Source organism: Virgibacillus byunsanensis (assembly GCF_042675965.1).
Lineage (GTDB): Bacteria > Bacillota > Bacilli > Bacillales > Amphibacillaceae > Virgibacillus_R > Virgibacillus_R byunsanensis.
Window position 1 is genome coordinate 37,370 of sequence record NZ_JBHTKJ010000008.1, and the last position, 19,130, is coordinate 56,499.

The following is a 19,130-nucleotide window of genomic DNA, read 5'->3' on the forward strand; positions in this document are numbered from 1 at the left end:
GTGGGGAGATTTTCTTTCGTTTTTTAGAACAATTACGAGGGAACTGTAAAAGAAAGAAAAATAATAGAAGGTTTATGGAGGGTTTAATATGAAGTATGCAGTAATTACCGGAGTTTCAAGAGGACTTGGAGAATCTATTGCTACATTATTTTTACAATCAGGAACACACGTTATTGGTATCGCCAGAAGTGAAAATAAACAATTATCACAACTTGCAGAACAACATAATATGATTTATAAACATTACACATGTGACCTTGCAGATACTCATGCTATCGAAAAAACATTCCAAGCTATAAGTGACGATGTCTTTAGAGAAGAACTCACAACACTTTATTTGGTTAATAATGCGGCCGTCCTGGAACCAATGGATCAAGCTATGAATATCAAAAGTGCAGATTTGGCATATCATATGCAAGTAAATACAGTAGCTCCAATGGTGATGACAAATTTATTTATGAAAAAAGTAAATGAAAAGCAAATTCCTTTGATTAGTGTAACGATTTCATCTGGTGCAGCAGAAAGGCCAGTATATGGATGGAGTGCTTACTGTAGTTCAAAGGCAAGTATTAATATGTACACAAAGACTGTTGCACTAGAACAAGAAGAGTTAAATACAGGTACGAAAGTAATTGCATTCAGCCCAGGTGTTATGAATACCGTAATGCAGGAGAAAATACGGGCAAGTTCACACGAAGAATTCATAGAGGTAGATAAATTTAAAGCGTATAAAAAGAACGATTTACTAAAAAGTACGGATACAGTTGGTAGAATTTTAGTTGATATTATGACGGATGAAACAGGTTTAATAAATGGGAAAATTTATAATGTGAAAGATTATATTTAACAAACATTCTAATTGGAGAATATATTTTCTTTCCAAGTTAATTTTATGAACAAACGCCCTTCCCAATCCTTTTTGCCCTGCATAGTTTATAGAGATATCGAAAACCAGGAGGGAATTATATGAGTGGAGTTGGAGCAGCAGGCTACGGTTCAGGTTTTGCACTATTAGTCGTGCTTTTTATTTTGCTAATCATCATCGGAGCTTCTTATGCAGGTGGTTACGGTGGAGGATACGGCGGATATTAATAAATAATAAAGAAATGCAGAGGATAACTTCCTCTGCATGTTTAGTATTTAAAACAATTGATGGTCATTTGCTGCTATTTTTTTGTGAAGCAGTTTATGGACAACTCCTATGACGATTAATAAACTAATCAGCAGAAAAATAGAGCTACTAGCAAGACCTTGAATGGCATCTATATTCCAAAGTACTAAGACAATTATACCAAATGCTCCAAATTCAATTAGCAAAGCAATCAGTCCCATGAATCTTGCTTTAAAAACTTCTTGTTCATCGCTCCAATTTAATTTTGGTTCCAGGAAATCGAGATATGTCCCCATAACACTTGTGAACCAACTTGCAGTTAAAACAAGAATCAACCACATTATGATAGTGATTAATGGTATTTTTAGGAGAAAAATAAATACGATTAGAAATAATCCAATTGTTAACAGATTTATAATCCAAGCAGTAGCAATTTTACTGAAAAAGACCTGCTTTGGATCTAATGGGAGAAATAAATTTGTATGCCAGTTCTTCCCCTCTCTTGATATAGAGGATATTGAAGTAGCATTTGATCCCAGAATGAAGATCGTTACAATGAATAGTAGTAGAATGCTTTGTTTTGCTGAAAATGAGTCCATAAATCCTGCAAGGGAGTTATTGTTCATATCTAGCATTAATATAATAACAATAAAAACGGGCGCAAATAGACTTTGAATAACACATTGCATCAAAAAGGTAGGCGTACGAAAAATAATACGTAATTCCTTCTGTATATAGAGAATCCAAACTGGCTGACTGGTGATTTTTTTGAACAGCTTTTTCTCGGAAACTTTTCGTTTATTCCCTGTTTGAATACCTAAAACACCTTTAAAGTAAACTAATTGTCCCAGCCAAATGAATAAAAGAAACATCCCCATACTTACGGTAATCATTACTATAAAAAAGAGAAGTCCTTCCCACATTGCAGCGCTAGCAAGTGCCTTCGTACTGAAGAATGCTGGTGGGTAAAATGCTGTGGCCATGTTGAGAAGTGTATCCTGTTCCTGCAAAAAATCTGCAAAATTATCGATAACAGCAGTTGAGTTAGTATTTAAACGTATGAAGACATTTAATAAGATAATAAACACTAACATAAGAATGCCTGCGAATACTTTTGAGCGGTCTTTATTTTTAGCAATGTTTACATATCGCATCATGACCATTAAGAGTATAGATGCAATCGTAAAAGGGATAATAGGAAGTACTAAAAATAGCAGGAATCCATATAGGTAATATAAGATTGATGCATCGCTTATGTTACCGTAGAAAAAAAACGCTGGCAGAAAAAAAGCACTTGCAATTAAGTATAAATAAAGAAATGGTCCTGCTGCTTTTCCGAGTAATATCTGGTACGGTTGAAGAGGAAAAGGGATAAATGAGGCAATATCCTCAGCAAAATAAAACGCATTTAAAACGGTCATGAAACTGAAAAAAAGCAATACTACATGACTAATCAGAAATAAAATTCCTAATATAAGTGATTCCTGATTATAAGGTTGTAAAGCCTCGTGTAACACAGATATTATGTTTCCAACCATATTGATGTAAAGAAAGAAAACAGGCAACAAAAAAAGGCCAACTATTATGTACAACCATGTTCGGGCATCTGATTTACCAGCCCTGGAGTATTGCATCTTTAGCATCGTTTTTATTAGTATCCATGTCTTATTCATCAGTGGTCAACTCCAAAAATACTTGCTCTAGTGATTGATCTGATTGGAACTGTTCGCGCATTTCACCCATATCTCCATAAAATATTAGCTTCCCATTATTAATAATAGCAACGATATCGCATAATTGTTCCACAACTTCTAATCCATGACTGGAAAAGAAAACTGTATTACCTGCTTTAGCATGGTTGCGCATCATTTCTTTTAACGTAAAAGCTGATTTTGGATCGAGCCCCGTTAAAGGTTCATCTAAAATCCAAATATTAGGGTCGTGCAATAGGACACCTGTTACAATGATTTTTTGGCGCATCCCATGTGAATATGTTTGAATATAATCATCTAATGTATTATAAATATCAAATTGTTGGGTTAGGGTTTCTATTCTTTTTTTGAGTAAATCTTTTGGAACTTCAAATATATTTCCAATAAAATTTAAGTACTCAATACCTTTTAATCGCAAAAACATGTCTGGCTGATCGGGCACATAACCGAATATTTTTTTAGCTTCTAGTGTATTTTTTGCAATATCAAAACCATTGATCGATATAGAACCTTCATCAATTGGTAATATGCCTGTCATCATTTTAATGGTTGTAGATTTTCCTGCTCCATTTGGGCCGAGGAACCCAACAATTTTCCCGTCAGGAATGGTGAAATCTAAAGTATCAATTGCATGTCTATGACCAGCAAAGTGTTTACTGACTTGCTTGATCTCAATCATCGTACTCCCTCATTTCTGGATTTCTTATTATGGAATTAGTAGTATAGAACACAACTAACTTTTATTTTATGGTACACTTTATGATGGATTAATATTGAGGAAATCGTAGCTATTGTTATTATTCTAACATACAATAAAACGTGTTTTGATGAAACGAAGAAGGGAAGAAAAAATATGATAACACGAAAAAGCAAACGAGAAATTGAGAAAATGCAATTGGCTGGTGATCTTTTAGTTAAGTGTCATAAGGAAATTGCCAAGATGATTAAGCCAGGTATTTCAACAATGGAAATTGATACATTTGTAGAGAAATTTTTAGAAAAACATGGTGCAACACCAGAACAAAAAGGATTCAGCGGATATCCATATGCAATTTGTGCATCTATTAATGATGAGATCTGTCATGGTTTTCCGCGTGAGGAGAAACTAGTTGACGGTGATTTAGTAACCATTGATATGGTAGTGAATCTAAACGGTGGATTAGCAGACTCGGCTTGGACATACGCTGTTGGTAATATTGACGAAAAAGGGAAACGACTATTAGAAGTAACAAAAACGTCCTTAGATAAAGGGATTGAGCAAGCCCAAGTAGGTAATCGAATTGGAGATATTGGCTATGCCATCCAGAAATATGCAGAAGGAGAAGGGTTTTCTGTCGTACGTGATTTTACCGGTCATGGCATTGGACCAACGATACACGAGGAACCACATATCCCTCACTTCGGACTGCCAAATAAAGGGCTTCGATTAAAAGAAGGTATGGTTGTTACCATTGAACCAATGATTAATGAAGGTAGCTGGCGTAGTCAAATGGATGATAATAATTGGACTGCAAGAACAATTGATAAAGGACGTTCTGCACAATTTGAACATACTATAGTCATTACAAAAAATGGACCATTAATAACAACCGATCAAGATAAGTAATTCTTTTGGGGGAGTGTCTCATGCGCATTGTATCTATTTGTCCAAGTAATACAGAAATCGTGGAATATTTAGGCAAGGCTGATTTATTAGTTGGTGTGGATAACTTTTCAGATTGGCCAAAATCGGTATTACAATTGCCAAAAGTAGGACCTGATTTATCCATAGATATGGAAAAAGTAGCGGCATTAGAGCCGGATTTAGTATTGGCTTCGTTGAGCGTTCCAGGCATGGAAAAAAATATAACAGCACTAGATGAGAAGAATTTACCATATATTATACTAAATCCAAATTCACTTGTGGAAATCGGAGAAGACATAAGAAAAGTAGGAATTGCCTTAGGTAGTGAGGAGTTAGGTGAGGAGAAGTCCGCAGAATTTCTTCGGGAAGTTGTGACTTTTCGTTCAAAAGCTTCTGATCAAATCAATAAACCAACGATATATTGGGAATGGTGGCCTAAACCAATTTTTACCCCGGGAGCAGTTAATTGGTTAACAGAAATCAGTGCATTGGCTGGAGCGGAGAATGTATTTGCAACTGAAGATGTAGCAAGCGTTCAAACCGATTGGGACGATGTTAAAATGCGAAATCCAGATCATATTTGTATGGTGTGGGTTGGCGTGAAGGAAGAGAAAATGAATCCAAAGCTATTGTTGAAACGACCAGGCTGGAGCGAGATGAAGGCCATTCGTAGTGGCAATATTCATGTGTTGGAAGAATCGCTTTTTTGCAGACCATCGCCAAGGTTGCTTGAAGGACTAAGGAAATTGGTTGATGTTATTAATAGGTAGAGGCTGTCTTGTTAAGATAGTCTCTTTTTATATGGGCTTTATGTGATTTTGTGTAGACGGATGAAGGAAGATGATCGGTTTTCCAGGCTGTTGATCGAAATTCACGGCTGTCGATCGAAATTCCAGGTGTCCTTGATCGATTACGGGGGTTGCTTGATCGAATATCATGTCTGTTGATCGAAATTCACGGCTGTCGATCGATTTCCAGGTGTCCTTGATCAATTACGGGGGTTGCTTGATCGAATATCATGTCTGTTGATCGATTTTCGAGGCTGTCGATCGAATTCCAGGTGTCCTTGATCGATTACGGGGGTTGCTTGATCGAATATCATGTCTGTTGATCGAAATTCCCGGCTGTCGATCGATTTCCAGGTGTCCTTGATCAATTACGGGGGTTGCTTGATCGAATATCATGTCTGTTGATCGATTTTCGAGGCTGTCGATCGAATTCCAGGTGTCCTTGATCGATTACGGGGGTTGCTTGATCGAATATTATGTCTGTTGATCGATTTCCCAGGCTATCGATCGAAATTCACGGCTGTCGATCGAATTCAAGGTGTCCTTGATCGATTACAGGGGTTGCTTGATCGAATATTATGTCTGTTGATCGATTTTCGAGGCTGTTGATCGAAATTCAGTGCTGCCGATCGAAATGCTGTCAGCCCATTTAAACAAAAAAAGAAGATTCTCTGCCTTCAGCAGAAAATCTCCCTCCATCCTCGCTTCTTACATGTTATCGATTCAAAGCTCTTCCCCCAAAAACTATCGTTATTACTGGGCTTAACAAACAGAAGAATGCAAATGGTAAATACGTCAGCACGGGGACACCTAGCACGTCTGCGATAAATACACCACAGACGCTCCATGGTACGAGTGGATTTATAACAGTCCCTGCATCTTCTAATGTTCGTGATAATGCCTTATTGGATAGTCCTGCTTTTTGGTATATACTTTTATACGTTTCACCTGTAAGCATAATGGATAAATATTGTTCACCTATCAATACATTCACTCCTATTGCTGTCGCTGCAGTAGAAACGATAATAGTACGGACTTGCTGCAGTTTTTCTTTGAAAGCATACAAAATTGATGGGATAATACCTGTTACAAACAGCAGCCCGCCAAATCCCAGTGCTAATATAACAAGTGAGACCGTAAACAGCATGCTATTTATACCGCCTTTAGTAAGCAGTTCATTGACGGGCTCGAATGCTGTGTCAGCAGTATAACCGTTAAACCAGATCGACCAAATATCAGACCAAGTAAGTCCACTTATTATACGAGCAAGTAATGTTGCTATCGAGCTTGAGAGAGCAAGAGCAATAAATGCTGGTATTTTGAAAATAGTTGAAAATACAAGTATCACCAATGGTAACCATGAAGTCCAGTGCATTAAACCAGTTGACTCGAGTGCTGCTTGATACTCCCCAACTGCCTCAAGTGGCATGGTCTCGTTTGGTGATAAAATGACAAATAAGATGAAGGTAATAATAAACGCTGGAATGGTTGTTAAGCTTATATGTTTGATATGCTCAAATAAATCAACTTCCACAATAGTGGAGGCAAGGTTTGTCGTATCAGACAATGGCGACATTTTATCTCCAAAAAATGCTCCTGAAACAATTGCACCTGCCGTGATGGCCATGGACGCATCAAGTGCACTGGCCATACCGATAAATGCAACTCCGATTGTTGCTGTTGTTGTTAAAGAACTTCCAAGAGACACACCAATAATTGCGGTGATCGCAAATACAATCGCATAAAACCAAGTGCCACCAATGAAAGAAAACCCCGAATTAATCAGAATAGGAATCGTTCCACTAATCATCCAACTGCTTATTAATACACCAATTAACAGGAATAAAAACACAGCACCCATGCCTGATTTGGCACCGGCAACCATGCCCTCTTCCAACGATTTAAAAGTTATATTTTTAACTAATCCATACGCAACTAGTGAAAATATTCCAATCAAGATGGGAATGTGTGGGACTGTTTCCAAACCAATGATAAAATAACTGATGAGACCTATGATAGCAATAAATAAGATAATGGATTCACTTAATAATGGGTGATGCTTCGGGTTGATTGGAAACATGTTTTTTCCTCCTTCTTAGCTGTTTGTACATATAAAAAAGCTTCATCCCTAAAATAGGGACGAAGCTTTCTCCGCGTTACCACCCTGATTGTTGAACGTGATTTCGCTCAACCTCTCAAAAAATATCCGTTAAATTCCGAATGTGTAATTCAATTATGCTATGCCAGAGCTTTCACCATACCACTCTGTCTCTAGTTGCTGCTTGTTAGATAATTTACTTCGCATTCTTGGATCGTCGTTTATAATTTAAAATGTTACTATGAATATACATGGTATAATCTTTAGTTGTCAATATTTTTTCTATGAAAGAGTTTCAATTTCATTTTATGACAAAATCAGTTATAATAGTTTGAATTATTTAACCAAAGGGAGAACGATAATAGTGGAGAAAGCAGCTATACATAAAAATAATTCACCCTCTATACATATGATTCGAAAAGGTATTGCGGCAGGCTTCCCCATCATGCTCGGTTATATGCCGATTGCGATAACATTTGGCGTTTTGGCGAAACAAGCAGGTATGTCATTGATAGAATTGACATCCATGAGTGTTTTAGTTTTTGCTGGTGCAAGCCAATTTATGGGTGCCAATATGATCGCAGTGGGTGCTGGGGCAATTGAAATTATTGTCGCTACATTTGTACTTAATTTTCGTCATTTTGTGATGAGTTTGTCGTTTATGAATCGCTTGAGGGGTATTGGACTAAACTGGAAGGTTCCTTTATCATTAGGGTTAACTGATGAAACATTTGCAGTGTCTTCTTTACATACGGAAGAAGCAAAAATGGAAAAAGGGCCACTATTTTATACAGCCTTAATTTTGACGGCATATTCGTCATGGATCGTGGGTTCATTTTTAGGCGGAGTACTTGGGGAAGTAATTCCTGAAATACTAAGTCAAAGCATGGGGATTGCTCTATATGCCATGTTTATTGGGCTTTTAGTTCCGTCTGTGAAAAAAGAAATAAGAGTAGGACTGATTGCTATCATAGCTATGTTGATCAATTTACTGTGTAGCCAGGTCATGAGTGATGGTTGGGCGATCGTGCTTGGTACCGTATTAGGCGGCTTAAGTGGAATATATTTACTGAAGGAGGATAAGCCATGATTTTTGCAATCATAATTGGAATGTCACTTGCTACTATGATTCCAAGAATTATACCAGCTTACATTGTTGATAAGCTGCAGTTTCGTGATTGGGTAAATCGTTGGTTGAATGCCATACCGTTTGCAGCTTTAGGAGCGCTTATTTTCCCAGGTATCTTAACGGTTAAGCCTGATCAGCCCCACATTGGATTACTTGGTGGGATAGTAGCAATTGTGTTAGCGTATTTTGGGTTAAATGTAATCGTCGTCTTATTAGGAGCTATTGCAACTGTATTTTTATTATCGATGTAATTCAATAAATATATAAAGATTGATTACAAGGGGGATAGGTATGTTTTCTATTCGTAAGGCAGTATATGAAGATGCAGAGGACATTGCGGAAATCCATGTAAGTAGCTGGAAAAGTACTTATACTGAGTTACTAGATGAAAAAGATATTTCTAATATTACGTATGAAAATCGAAAAACATTGTGGGAAACAATATTGCGCATGCAAAAAAAAGAACAATGTACGTTTGTAATCTACAAGAATGATAATCATAAGATTGTTGGATTTGTTTCTGGAGGGCCTGAACGTACGAAACGATTTGAATACGATACAGAAATATATACGATATATTTATTAGATGAATTTCAGAAGATGGGGTTAGGGGCTCGTTTGTTGAAAGTTTTTGCTGAAGAGATGATGGAACTTGGCTACAAATCTATATTGGTTTGGGTACTAAAGCAGAATCCATCGAGCAGGTTTTATGAGCGGTATCATGCAAGTCCTGTTGGCGAAGAAGAAATCACTTTAGGGGAAGGTACTTATAAGGAAACTGCATATGGATGGGAAAATATTAATGGTTTATTACGTTTATTGAAATAAGGCTGTCGACATGACAGCCTTATTTTTGTACTCCTGATTTTAGGAAACTATGTGTAAGCCACATCCAGTTTCAACGTACAAGACAAGGAATGCTTCGACAGCGAAATATCACACGAAGAAAAAGCGGACTTTTTTTAGAGGACGTACTATGCCGATGACGCCATATGGAAGATTGACATAACCACCGATTTGCACGGCAACGTAAACCCACCCGCGATGCGTGGACGCAAGCCATACGTCGCTAAACGGGCGCTTCAAAGCTTTTGTTCATTCATAAGGTTCAATATGAATATGGGCATGCATTATATTGTGCTTGTGAGCAAGATGATTTTCAATTCGATCGGTAATATCATGACCTTCTTGAACGTTTAACTTCGAGTCAACCAAAATGGTAATTTCGATAAATTCCTGATTGCCATGGATACGTCCTTTAACGTCAATTACCTTTTTTACGTCAGGATTTCTCTCAATACTAGTTCTTATCTTTTTAATTTGCTTTTCATCGAATCCATCGGTCAATGTGTGTGTAGAATCTTTAAATATATCCCAAGCTGTTTTGCATATAATGATACCGACTAATAGTCCTGCTAACGGATCAAGCCAGTATAAGCCAAACTGGGAACCGATTATTCCGACGAATGCACCAATACTAACGAGTGCATCAGAACGATTATCCTGCGCGGCGGCATATAAAGAGGAGCTTTGTATCTTACGAGAAAGCCGTAAATTATATCTATAAACAATAAACATAATAATTGCTGCACCTAAGGCTGTCCATGCAGTTAGCATACTAGGTTGTCCAATCTCATTTGTAACAATCGTTCTAAATGTGCCAAATATAACTTGAATTCCTACCGTTACCATAATGAATGCTGCGAATAACGAAGCAACAGTTTCTGCACGATAATGGCCATAATGATGATCCTCATCTGGTGGTTTTCTTGAAATCTTTAGTCCAATTAATACGGCGATAGAAGCGACCACGTCCGTTGAATTGTTTAATCCATCTGCACGTAATGCTTCAGAGTCACCTAAGTGAGCAATAATTAGTTTGGTTACTGCTAAAAAAAGGTAAGCAACAATGCTGATCAACGCACCCTTTTCTCCTTTTTTTAAATTATCTGCATGACTCATCCAATGGCCTCCATCTTTTTCCTATAACAAGTTCGATATCATATTCTACCAAAGTAGTATATGGTGGGTCTAGAGAAACATTCAAGCACCTAGTAATATGTATTGTTTCATGTAAAGTAAGTTTCATTAGTGAAAAATCTAGGAAAGTGCCTAAAGCCTGCAAAGTATAAAAAGTAATGGGATTTGAATATAGTGCTATGCGTTTTAGGACCACCATTGATCGCAGTATTAATGAAACAAGACCTAATCTAGGATGGTTAGTTTGCTGACACTCTTTGCACTTGGTGTTGGTGTACTTGTATATAAAAAATAATCCGTGATATATGTAACTTTTTTGTTAATTTTTGTTGCAATTATTCTAAAAATTTAGGATAATAGAAAAAAGGAACAAAGGGGAGTGTTCCATGAAACAGCAAAAATTAGTGTATCGTTTCTATCGGTATGATGGAAAAACACTTCATGCAAAAAGAGAAATCCCATTTGAATTAAAACTATCGTCAAGATTGATATTAGATGAAATATGCTTTAATTGGAATAAAAACGTGTTAGAATCAGCAATAAACAGCTCCATTGATAAAGGGGATAAAGAAGCCTTTATACAATTAAGTGAAGCTTATAAACATTTTATTTGGGAGTAACATACCAAAAACTTTTATAGTGGCCTTACCGTAGTTTGGTGAGGCTATTTTATTGTGACTATTTACAAGGGGGAGAATATGGAACAGGATAAGGTAATTATGAAGAGACAGAACAAGATATTATTTTACATTTTATTATTCTCATTATCTTTAGGAGTCGGTACACAAATTATCGTTGGTGCACCAAAGGAAAACTTTATCGCACTTGGTGTAGGTGGTACTATAAGTGTGGGACTAATAGGTCTTTTGCACTTTAAAAATAAATTTATACAAACTATTCCTTATTTAGCTATTATCAGTTTATCGAGTATTGCATTTATGATTATTATTAGTTCTGATTACGTAACGAACATGTTGTTTACATTTTATATTTTAGCAGTAGCAGCAATATCACTCTCATTAAGGGTTTTAGTTACGGGAGGAGTTTTAGGTCTCTCCTTACTTACATTTTTTATTATTGAAAAAGGGGAAGTTGTTGGGATTGACGGACGAGCAACAGCAATTACGATTGTATTTTTTATATTAGTATTTTCCGTGTTAGTTATCCAAGTTAAAGTTGCACGTCAATTTTTAACGAATGCACAAGAGGCACTTCTAGACAGTGAAAAAAGATCCAATGAACAAAAAAGACAAACAGAAATCGTTCAAACCAGTGCAAAGAATGTACAATCTCAAATGGGAATTATTGAACAGGATAGTAATTTGAACAGCCATTCCATGCAGGAGATGCGTCAAGCTTTTCTGGAAATTGCCTCAGCAAGTCAAAATCAAACAGAAACGGCAACTGATATTTCATCTAGTACAGATAGAACGAATAAATTATCAGAAAAGATGATTACTTCTTTTTCAAAGAGTACCCAAGATGGGGAAGAACTACGTGCATTATCGTTACAAGGTCAGCAATCGATGGAAAATCTGTCTGGCACAATGGAAGGTTTTCAATCATCTTTTGAACAACTGCGTGTAAATATGGAAAACTTAGTCCAAAAAATGAATGAAAATAACACGTTTACGTCTAAAATTCAAGATATCGCAGAACAAACCAATTTGTTAGCGTTGAATGCAAGCATTGAAGCTGCCCGGGCTGGTGAATCGGGAAAAGGTTTTGCAGTTGTTGCTGGTGAGGTACGTAAATTAGCTGAAGTATCACAACAAACAGCAGAACAAATTAGAACGAATTTGATATCTATTGAAGACGATGCTAAAGAAGCCCAGCAAGAGGTTAACAGCAATAAAGCACTACTGCAAAAGAGTACTGAAATTGTGGATATATCGAAGGTGAATTTTGCTAAAATAACAAAGCAATTAGCTAACTTTATCCATTATCTTGGTTATCTCAGAAAACAGGCCACTGAGATTCAATCGTCATCAGAAACCATTGATAAATCGGTAGATAGCTTAGCTTCAATCATAGAGGAAACAACCGCAACTATTGAGGAGTTGGAAGCGATGGTAGATGATCAAGTTAACCGTATGACGAATTTAGCTGCGGCAATTGAAGAGACAAATCAAACAGCAGCCGCATTGGAAAAACCGCAGTAAATTAATTAACAAAATTTTACCTAGATTTGTCCTAAATTTTACACTTCTTTGATATGCTTAATAAAACGAATATGGGGGCATGATATGAGTAATAAAAAAACAGTTCGTAGTTGGATGATGTATGACTTTGGTAACTCAGCATTTGCGACTGTTATTATGGCTGCAGTGTTGCCTGTATTTTACTATGATGTAGCTGCTGTAGGTCTTGATGATTTGTTAGCGGAGAGTTATTGGGCATACTCACAGTCAATTGCAGTGCTGATCGTTGCCATAATGGCTCCTTTTCTAGGTGCAATAAGCGACTTTTCGGCTGCTAAAAAAAAGTTCTTACGTTTCTTTGCCTTTATGGGAATAGTTGCAAGTATTTTATTATCCTTTGTAGGTGAAGGGGATTACATATTTGCATCGTTACTATTAATTGTTGGAACGATAGGGTTCTCAAGCGCTAATATATTTTATGATGCATTTCTGCCAGAAATTGCTGATGAAGAAGATATTGATAAGGTATCAGCTTCAGGCTTTGCCTATGGATACATTGGTGGGGGAGTATTATTAGCAATCAATATCTTGATGATTATAAAGTTTGAATGGTTTGGGATTCCTAATGCAACTGTTGCTAGTCAATTGTCATTTGCATTAGTAGGGATATGGTGGTTCATTTTTTCCATACCTCTATTTAAAAATATTCATGAGGAAAAGAAAGCACCCACCAAACGTGACAAATCGTATATTAGGATTGGGTTTTCTCGTGTTACGACCACATTTAAGGAAATTAAGCAATACAAGCATTTATTACTATTTTTATTAGCTTTCTGGATGTACAATGATGGTATTTCCACTATTATTAAAATGGCGACTATATACGGAAGAGGAATAGGGATCGACCAGAACTCTCTGATTATAGCATTATTAATTACACAGTTTGTTGGGATTCCCTGTACGTTTTTCTTTGGTTGGTTAGCTAAAATTATATCGGCTAAAAGAGCGTTGTACATTACCCTTTTCGCCTATTTAGGCATCGTTATTTTAGGGTATTTTATGACCACTGCACTGCATTTTTATTTACTTGCAATTTTTGTAGGATTAGTTCAGGGTGGAGCCCAATCTTTAAGTAGATCTATTTTCGGTAGAATGGTTCCAGATAATCGACATGCTGAGTTTTTTGGATTCTATGGTATCTCCGCAAAGTTTGCTGCCATTTTCGGACCATTTTTATTTGGGTTTATCGGACAGATAACTGGTTCAAGCAGATTGGGAATTATCTCATTAGTGGTCTTCTTTATCGGTGGAATTATACTGTTAAAGTTTGTGAATATAGAAAAAGGCATGCAGGATGCAAAACGACAAACGAATTTTGCAGATAAAGTGGACGTAAAACCACAATAGCATATAGCCTCTAAGGAGTGGTTAGTTTGCGTATCAATGGTATTCGAAAAGCATTATATCAATTTGCTAAAATTTTGGGTGATGTAAATGCTGTCAAAAAAGGTAAAGTTGGCAAACGTGTTGGGAGACGAGTTGCAGGTCGAGGTACAGGAAAGCTATTGAGAAAACTCTTTAAATAAGTGGCTGTTTTTTAAAAGATTATTGTTTTTGTCACAATAGATATAAACTGCGACGTAACTTGATGTGACGGTTAACCTACCACTACGGAAATACACTTCGCTTTCACCCATCCGGGTACAAGTGCGACATCTGCTTCGTTTCACTGCGCAGTGTCTTCTACCCGTGGGCGGCTGATGAGCCTCCTCGAGCTAACGCTCTGCGCGGTCTCAACTAGGCCTCTGCTCCCACAGGAGTCTACGTGTATTTCCTCCGCTGTTATTTCCGTTACTGTCGTGGGACTGTATCAGTATTAATAAAACATCTTACCAGTCAGGGTGAGCGGAGGGCGGTGACTCCTGCGGGAACAGCACGTGTCCGAAGACCCCGCTTAGATGCGCCTGCGTCTTCTAGTAACGCTTCGAAGTATGCTTCCTCAGCGCAAGGGAACGAAGAAGATGATTCAAGTAGTACCCTGGCTGAGGCCGTGCCCGCGGAGAGCATCCGCCCGTAGCGATCCCAGACGGCGGCAATAGAAGTAAGCCTAAAGTTACGTCGCAGTTTACATCGACTGCGACATATCAGCAACAAAACTTACAAAATGAGCTTTAAATAAAAAACTCTCAGGTACACGAAAATGTGCGACTAAGAGTTTTCTTTTATTTACTAAACGATGGCATCACTATATTTATTAGATAGGTTTAATGCTAATTGTTTTCCGGTATCATAAGAAATGGAACCGATCAAATCCGATAGAAATTTAGAGGTACGCTCATTTGTGTTCCAATATTCAAGTACTTCAGATAAAATTTCGATTCCTTCTGCACGTCCTTGCTCGTACAATTGAAGGAAGCTTTTCGAACAAGGTTCGTTTGTAGCCGGGTGATACCAGGTTTTTTCTTTTTCGTTTAAATAATCAACATTATCCTTTATTGGTCTATGGGAATAGGAAGAAATAACTGATTTAAACATGGAATTTTTCCATCCATATGGATCTGAAAGCAACTTTAAGGCAAGCTTCATATCCCTGTATGCTTTTTGGATATATTCTGTAGATTCTCGTTTAACCTCCGGGTAGTGCCTCTTTATGGTTGTATGTAGTAAATCAATAATGTCTCTATTTAATGAGAAACCAACATCAATTTCCTTATACACTGGCGCTTTCCAGGTTTTTAAATTATGGTATTTTTCCATCATTGCTGTATCTATTAATACTTCGAGTTTTTGGTGGTTGCTGCCTTCGTATCCAGCCCGGTAGTGAATGTACGGGTGGGCATTTCGGTCTAAAATGTGATGGGTTACAAAACCAAAGACATATGCCTGCACATGAGAATCCATATTTTTTGCAGAAGATATAAGGTCAATTAAAAAATCCCCGCAATGCTTTGTATGCAATTTCATCCCAATTTCGTGAACAGGTTCATCCTTAATCCATGGCCAGAAATTATAATAAAAAAATGGGTCTGGACCCTGTGCACCGAGATTCATATATGTTTCAAGTTGTGTGAATGGATTGGGGTTTTCTATTGTATCAACCACATCTTCACAAAAAAGCATATGGGTCCAAATATTTGGCATTTGAAATCCTCCTTGTGATAAAGCTTATAAATTAAGGCTGTTTTAGTAAAGTTTGTTGCCTTTTGAGAGAATAGATATAAACTGCGACGTAACTTTAGGCTTACTTCTATTGCCGCCTCCGGGATCGCTACGGACCGTGTCTTCCTTATTTTATTATAGTGGAAACTGTTTAAAAATAACTAGTATGAAACTCGTACGTTTTTGTGACTTCCTATTATATTTCCTAATATTGTAACATAATTCCATTTTTCTTATTTTTATATAAAGTATTGATATGATAGGTGATTATCTGCTTAAAAATTTGTTACAATAGGAATTGGTAATAAAGTATGTACATAGGGAGGAAGCAACAAATGGATTATCGTATAGAAAAAGACACTTTGGGAGAAATAGAAGTACCTGCTGATAAATATTGGGGGGCACAAACAGAACGCAGTAAACAGAACTTTCCTATTGGTAATGAAAAGATGCCAAATGAAGTTGTAAAGGCTTTTGCAATCTTAAAAAAGAGTGCTGCAAAGGCAAACAGTGAATTAGGGTTAATGGATGAGAAAAAGGCAGAGGCTATTGCTTATGCTGCTGATCAAGTGATAGATGATAAATTAACGGACCATTTTCCGTTAGTTGTTTGGCAAACAGGTAGTGGAACACAATCTAACATGAACGTAAATGAAGTAATTGCGTTTGTGGGTAATCAGTGGTTAACCGAACAAGGAAGCGATTTGATGCTTCATCCAAACGATGATGTCAATAAATCACAGAGTTCTAATGACACATACCCTACTGCTATGCATATAGCCTCTGTTTTAAAAGTTGAAGATACAGTTCTTCCGGCATTACGTATATTAAAAGAGTCGGTAAAAGTAAAAATGGATGCCTTTCAAGATATTGTGAAAATCGGTCGTACACATTTGCAGGATGCAACTCCACTAACACTTGGACAAGAAGTGAGTGGTTGGCATCGTATGCTTGAGAAATCTGAAAAAATGATTAGTGAGAGCACTAATTACTTGAAAGAGTTGGCTATTGGCGGAACAGCTGTTGGAACTGGGTTGAATGCACATCCTGATTTTTCAGAGAAAGTATGTGAAGCGATTAATGGATTTACGGATAAAGACTTCATATCTGCTCCGAATAAGTTCCACGCATTAACAAGTCATGATGAAACGGTTTATGCACATGGAGCATTAAAGGGACTTGCTGCTGACTTAATGAAGATTGCAAATGATGTACGTTGGTTAGCTAGTGGTCCACGATGCGGTATTGGTGAAATTACAATTCCAGCTAATGAGCCAGGAAGTTCTATCATGCCTGGAAAAGTAAATCCAACTCAAAGTGAATCTGTAACAATGGTTGTAGCACAAGTTATGGGAAATGATGCTACTATTGGTTTCTCGGCTAGTCAAGGTAACTTTGAATTAAACGTATTCAAACCAGTAATTGCATATAATTTCTTACAATCATGCCAAATCCTTGCAGATAGCATGCTTTCATTTGATGAACGTTGTGTTAAAGGCATCGAACCAAATCACGAGCAAATTGAGAAATATTTAAATGACTCATTAATGCTAGTTACTGCATTAAATCCACACATTGGTTATGAAAATGCTGCAAAGATTGCTAAAACGGCATTTAATAATGATTCCACGTTAAAAGAAACGGCTGTGGAACTAGGATTATTAACGGAAGAAAAATTCGATCAATATGTTGATCCAAAAGAAATGACACATCCGAAGTAAATAAACATATAGAAAAACGCTCATTTATCATCATCTTGATAGGAGCGTTTTTTTATTTTTTTATATTCCAAACTAAGCACAATTTACCAACAATATTTCGTGATAAGTTTTCGTAAAATGTGAACAATATAGGTACAGGAGGTGATAAATATGGCTAATAACAATTCTTCTAATCAATTAGTAGTACCTGGAGCACAACAAGCACTTGACCAAATGAAGTTTGAAATTGCTCAAGAATTTGGCGTTAATTTAGGTGCTGATACAACTTCTCGTGCTAACGGTTCTGTCGGTGGTGAAATTACAAAGCGTCTAGTTGCAACTGCTCAACAGCAATTCAGTGGACAACAACCTAAATAAACAATGGCTCGGAAGGGAATCCCCCTTACCTGATAATATGTTTATAGAGGGAAGGTCTTTATCGACTTCCCTCTAATAATGAAACAGTATAATGGTATTATTTACATATTATAGAGAATTATTCATATTTATGAGTTGTTTCTTTACTTGATTCGTTTTTCGTTTTCTGGGTCAAAGAAGTGTACATTGTTCATGTCAAATGCAAGATTGATGTTTTCGCCACCATGAATGTCGGTACGTGAATCAACCCTTGCGATAAAGTCCTGGTCGTTTACTTTTGAATAAAGATAGGATTCTGCTCCCATTAATTCCGCTACATCTATAGTTGCTGTGATTTTGGTATCTGGAGTGGAATCAATAAACACAGGCTCATCATGAATGTCCTCTGGGCGAATTCCCAAAATGATGTCTTTACCTACGAATCCTTGGTTTCGAAGTGTCTTCATTTTACCTTCTGGAACTTTGACTTTAATGTCTTCCATTACAAAATGATTTTCTTCAAGTGTACCGGTAAAGAAGTTCATAGATGGAGATCCGATAAATCCACCAACAAATACATTTTCAGGTGAATCGTAAACTTCTTTAGGAGCACCTACTTGTTGAATAATACCATCTTTCATAACGACAAGTCGCGTTGCCATTGTCATTGCTTCCGTTTGGTCGTGTGTGACATAAATGGTAGTTGTTTGTAAACGACGGTGAAGCTTTTGAATTTCAGCACGCATTTGCACACGTAATTTAGCATCTAGATTGGATAAGGGCTCATCCATTAAAAATACTTTAGCATCACGTACAATGGCACGACCTAACGCTACACGCTGACGTTGTCCACCTGAAAGCGCCTTAGGTTTTCGGTCCAGGTATGCTTCAAGACCTAAAATGTTTGCAGCATTATTAACACGCTGTGCAATTTCATCCTTTTTAAATTTACGTAGTTTTAATCCAAATGCCATATTGTCATAAACACTCATGTGTGGATATAGGGCATAATTTTGGAAAACCATTGCAATATCACGATCTTTTGGTGCAACATCGTTCATTTTTTTATCATTGATGAACAATTCACCATCTGTAATTTCTTCTAAACCAGCAATCATTCTTAAAGTTGTTGATTTACCACAACCTGAAGGTCCAACAAAAACAATAAACTCTTTATCTTGGATATGTAAATTAAAATCGTCTACAGCAGTCTCTTTTTTATCATATATTTTCTGTATATGATTTAGCTTTAATTCAGCCATGTATATTCCTCCATTACAATTATTTATTACATCTATTGTATAAAAGATAAGTTTGGAATGTATATAGTA

The 19,130-nt window shown here is 36.9% G+C and carries 20 protein-coding genes; 13 read left to right on the forward strand and 7 right to left on the reverse strand.

Annotation, left to right across the window (positions count from 1 at the left end; translation table 11 throughout):
• Positions 1 to 88: 88 nt before the first annotated feature.
• A complete protein-coding gene (locus ACFQ3N_RS04195; protein ID WP_390359863.1) occupies positions 89 to 847 on the forward strand; it encodes a (S)-benzoin forming benzil reductase in 759 nt (252 codons plus the stop codon).
• Between the two features lie 119 nt (positions 848 to 966).
• Entirely contained in the window at positions 967 to 1,092 is a 126-nt protein-coding gene (locus ACFQ3N_RS04200; protein WP_390359865.1) for a YjcZ family sporulation protein, read from the forward strand.
• Between the two features lie 48 nt (positions 1,093 to 1,140).
• On the opposite strand, the gene ACFQ3N_RS04205 is transcribed toward ACFQ3N_RS04200, so the two are convergent.
• Together ACFQ3N_RS04205 and ACFQ3N_RS04210 are read right to left on the reverse strand one after the other, a co-directional pair.
• Positions 1,141 to 2,784 (reverse strand): putative ABC transporter permease subunit, encoded by a 1,644-nt coding sequence (locus ACFQ3N_RS04205; RefSeq protein WP_390359867.1) that lies wholly within the window; start codon positions 2,782 to 2,784, stop codon positions 1,141 to 1,143.
• A complete protein-coding gene (locus ACFQ3N_RS04210) occupies positions 2,777 to 3,502 on the reverse strand; it encodes an ABC transporter ATP-binding protein (RefSeq protein WP_390359869.1) in 726 nt (241 codons plus the stop codon). The genes ACFQ3N_RS04205 and ACFQ3N_RS04210 overlap by 8 nt, the downstream gene beginning before the upstream one ends.
• A 174-nt stretch (positions 3,503 to 3,676) precedes the next feature.
• On the opposite strand from ACFQ3N_RS04210, the gene map reads away from it, so the two are divergent.
• Both map and ACFQ3N_RS04220 read left to right on the forward strand, forming a co-directional pair.
• On the forward strand, positions 3,677 to 4,429 hold the full coding sequence (gene map, locus ACFQ3N_RS04215; protein WP_390359871.1) for a type I methionyl aminopeptidase: 753 nt from the start codon (positions 3,677 to 3,679) through the stop codon (positions 4,427 to 4,429).
• 20 nt (positions 4,430 to 4,449) lie between these two features.
• Entirely contained in the window at positions 4,450 to 5,217 is a 768-nt protein-coding gene (locus tag ACFQ3N_RS04220; protein ID WP_390359873.1) for a cobalamin-binding protein, read from the forward strand.
• Positions 5,218 to 5,463: 246 nt separating this feature from the next.
• On the opposite strand, the gene ACFQ3N_RS04225 is transcribed toward ACFQ3N_RS04220, so the two are convergent.
• Both ACFQ3N_RS04225 and nhaC read right to left on the reverse strand, forming a co-directional pair.
• Positions 5,464 to 5,631 carry a hypothetical protein gene (locus tag ACFQ3N_RS04225; protein WP_390359875.1) on the reverse strand — a complete coding sequence of 56 codons (168 nt, stop codon included), beginning with the start codon at positions 5,629 to 5,631 and terminating at the stop codon, positions 5,464 to 5,466.
• Positions 5,632 to 5,950: 319 nt separating this feature from the next.
• The gene (nhaC, locus tag ACFQ3N_RS04230) at positions 5,951 to 7,315 is read right to left on the reverse strand and encodes a Na+/H+ antiporter NhaC (RefSeq protein WP_390359877.1); all 1,365 of its coding nucleotides are present in this window, start codon (positions 7,313 to 7,315) and stop codon (positions 5,951 to 5,953) included.
• Positions 7,316 to 7,742: 427 nt separating this feature from the next.
• Between nhaC and ACFQ3N_RS04235 the strand changes: the two genes are divergently transcribed.
• From ACFQ3N_RS04235 to ACFQ3N_RS04245, 3 genes are read left to right on the forward strand one after another with little or no spacing between them, the layout of a single operon-like run.
• Positions 7,743 to 8,423 (forward strand): AzlC family ABC transporter permease, encoded by a 681-nt coding sequence (locus tag ACFQ3N_RS04235; protein ID WP_390359979.1) that lies wholly within the window; start codon positions 7,743 to 7,745, stop codon positions 8,421 to 8,423.
• The gene (locus ACFQ3N_RS04240) at positions 8,420 to 8,713 is read left to right on the forward strand and encodes an AzlD domain-containing protein (RefSeq protein ID WP_390359879.1); all 294 of its coding nucleotides are present in this window, start codon (positions 8,420 to 8,422) and stop codon (positions 8,711 to 8,713) included. The genes ACFQ3N_RS04235 and ACFQ3N_RS04240 overlap by 4 nt, the downstream gene beginning before the upstream one ends.
• A 40-nt stretch (positions 8,714 to 8,753) precedes the next feature.
• Positions 8,754 to 9,290 (forward strand): GNAT family N-acetyltransferase, encoded by a 537-nt coding sequence (locus ACFQ3N_RS04245; RefSeq protein WP_390359881.1) that lies wholly within the window; start codon positions 8,754 to 8,756, stop codon positions 9,288 to 9,290.
• A gap of 267 nt (positions 9,291 to 9,557) precedes the next feature.
• On the opposite strand, the gene ACFQ3N_RS04250 is transcribed toward ACFQ3N_RS04245, so the two are convergent.
• Complete coding sequence (locus ACFQ3N_RS04250) at positions 9,558 to 10,424, reverse strand: cation diffusion facilitator family transporter (protein ID WP_390359883.1); 867 nt, start codon at positions 10,422 to 10,424, stop codon at positions 9,558 to 9,560.
• Positions 10,425 to 10,828: 404 nt separating this feature from the next.
• Between ACFQ3N_RS04250 and ACFQ3N_RS04255 the strand changes: the two genes are divergently transcribed.
• The 4 genes from ACFQ3N_RS04255 (at position 10,829) to ACFQ3N_RS04270 (ending at position 14,169) form a co-directional block, all read left to right on the forward strand.
• Positions 10,829 to 11,062 carry an IDEAL domain-containing protein gene (locus tag ACFQ3N_RS04255; protein ID WP_390359885.1) on the forward strand — a complete coding sequence of 78 codons (234 nt, stop codon included), beginning with the start codon at positions 10,829 to 10,831 and terminating at the stop codon, positions 11,060 to 11,062.
• A gap of 78 nt (positions 11,063 to 11,140) precedes the next feature.
• Entirely contained in the window at positions 11,141 to 12,604 is a 1,464-nt protein-coding gene (locus ACFQ3N_RS04260; protein ID WP_390359887.1) for a methyl-accepting chemotaxis protein, read from the forward strand.
• A gap of 84 nt (positions 12,605 to 12,688) precedes the next feature.
• On the forward strand, positions 12,689 to 13,990 hold the full coding sequence (locus tag ACFQ3N_RS04265) for an MFS transporter (RefSeq protein WP_390359889.1): 1,302 nt from the start codon (positions 12,689 to 12,691) through the stop codon (positions 13,988 to 13,990).
• A gap of 26 nt (positions 13,991 to 14,016) precedes the next feature.
• Positions 14,017 to 14,169, forward strand: a complete 153-nt coding sequence (locus ACFQ3N_RS04270) for a hypothetical protein (RefSeq protein ID WP_390359983.1) — start codon at positions 14,017 to 14,019, stop codon at positions 14,167 to 14,169.
• A 643-nt stretch (positions 14,170 to 14,812) separates the two neighbouring features.
• Here ACFQ3N_RS04270 and ACFQ3N_RS04275 read toward each other — a convergent pair.
• Positions 14,813 to 15,724: a zinc dependent phospholipase C family protein gene (locus tag ACFQ3N_RS04275; RefSeq protein ID WP_390359890.1), complete on the reverse strand. Its 912-nt coding sequence runs from the start codon at positions 15,722 to 15,724 to the stop codon at positions 14,813 to 14,815.
• 353 nt (positions 15,725 to 16,077) lie between these two features.
• On the opposite strand from ACFQ3N_RS04275, the gene fumC reads away from it, so the two are divergent.
• Positions 16,078 to 17,463 (forward strand): class II fumarate hydratase, encoded by a 1,386-nt coding sequence (fumC, locus tag ACFQ3N_RS04280; RefSeq protein ID WP_390359892.1) that lies wholly within the window; start codon positions 16,078 to 16,080, stop codon positions 17,461 to 17,463.
• A 150-nt stretch (positions 17,464 to 17,613) separates the two neighbouring features.
• Entirely contained in the window at positions 17,614 to 17,820 is a 207-nt protein-coding gene (locus ACFQ3N_RS04285; RefSeq protein WP_390359894.1) for a small, acid-soluble spore protein, alpha/beta type, read from the forward strand.
• 143 nt (positions 17,821 to 17,963) lie between these two features.
• On the opposite strand, the gene ACFQ3N_RS04290 is transcribed toward ACFQ3N_RS04285, so the two are convergent.
• On the reverse strand, positions 17,964 to 19,061 hold the full coding sequence (locus ACFQ3N_RS04290; protein ID WP_390359896.1) for an ABC transporter ATP-binding protein: 1,098 nt from the start codon (positions 19,059 to 19,061) through the stop codon (positions 17,964 to 17,966).
• Positions 19,062 to 19,130 lie beyond the last annotated feature (69 nt).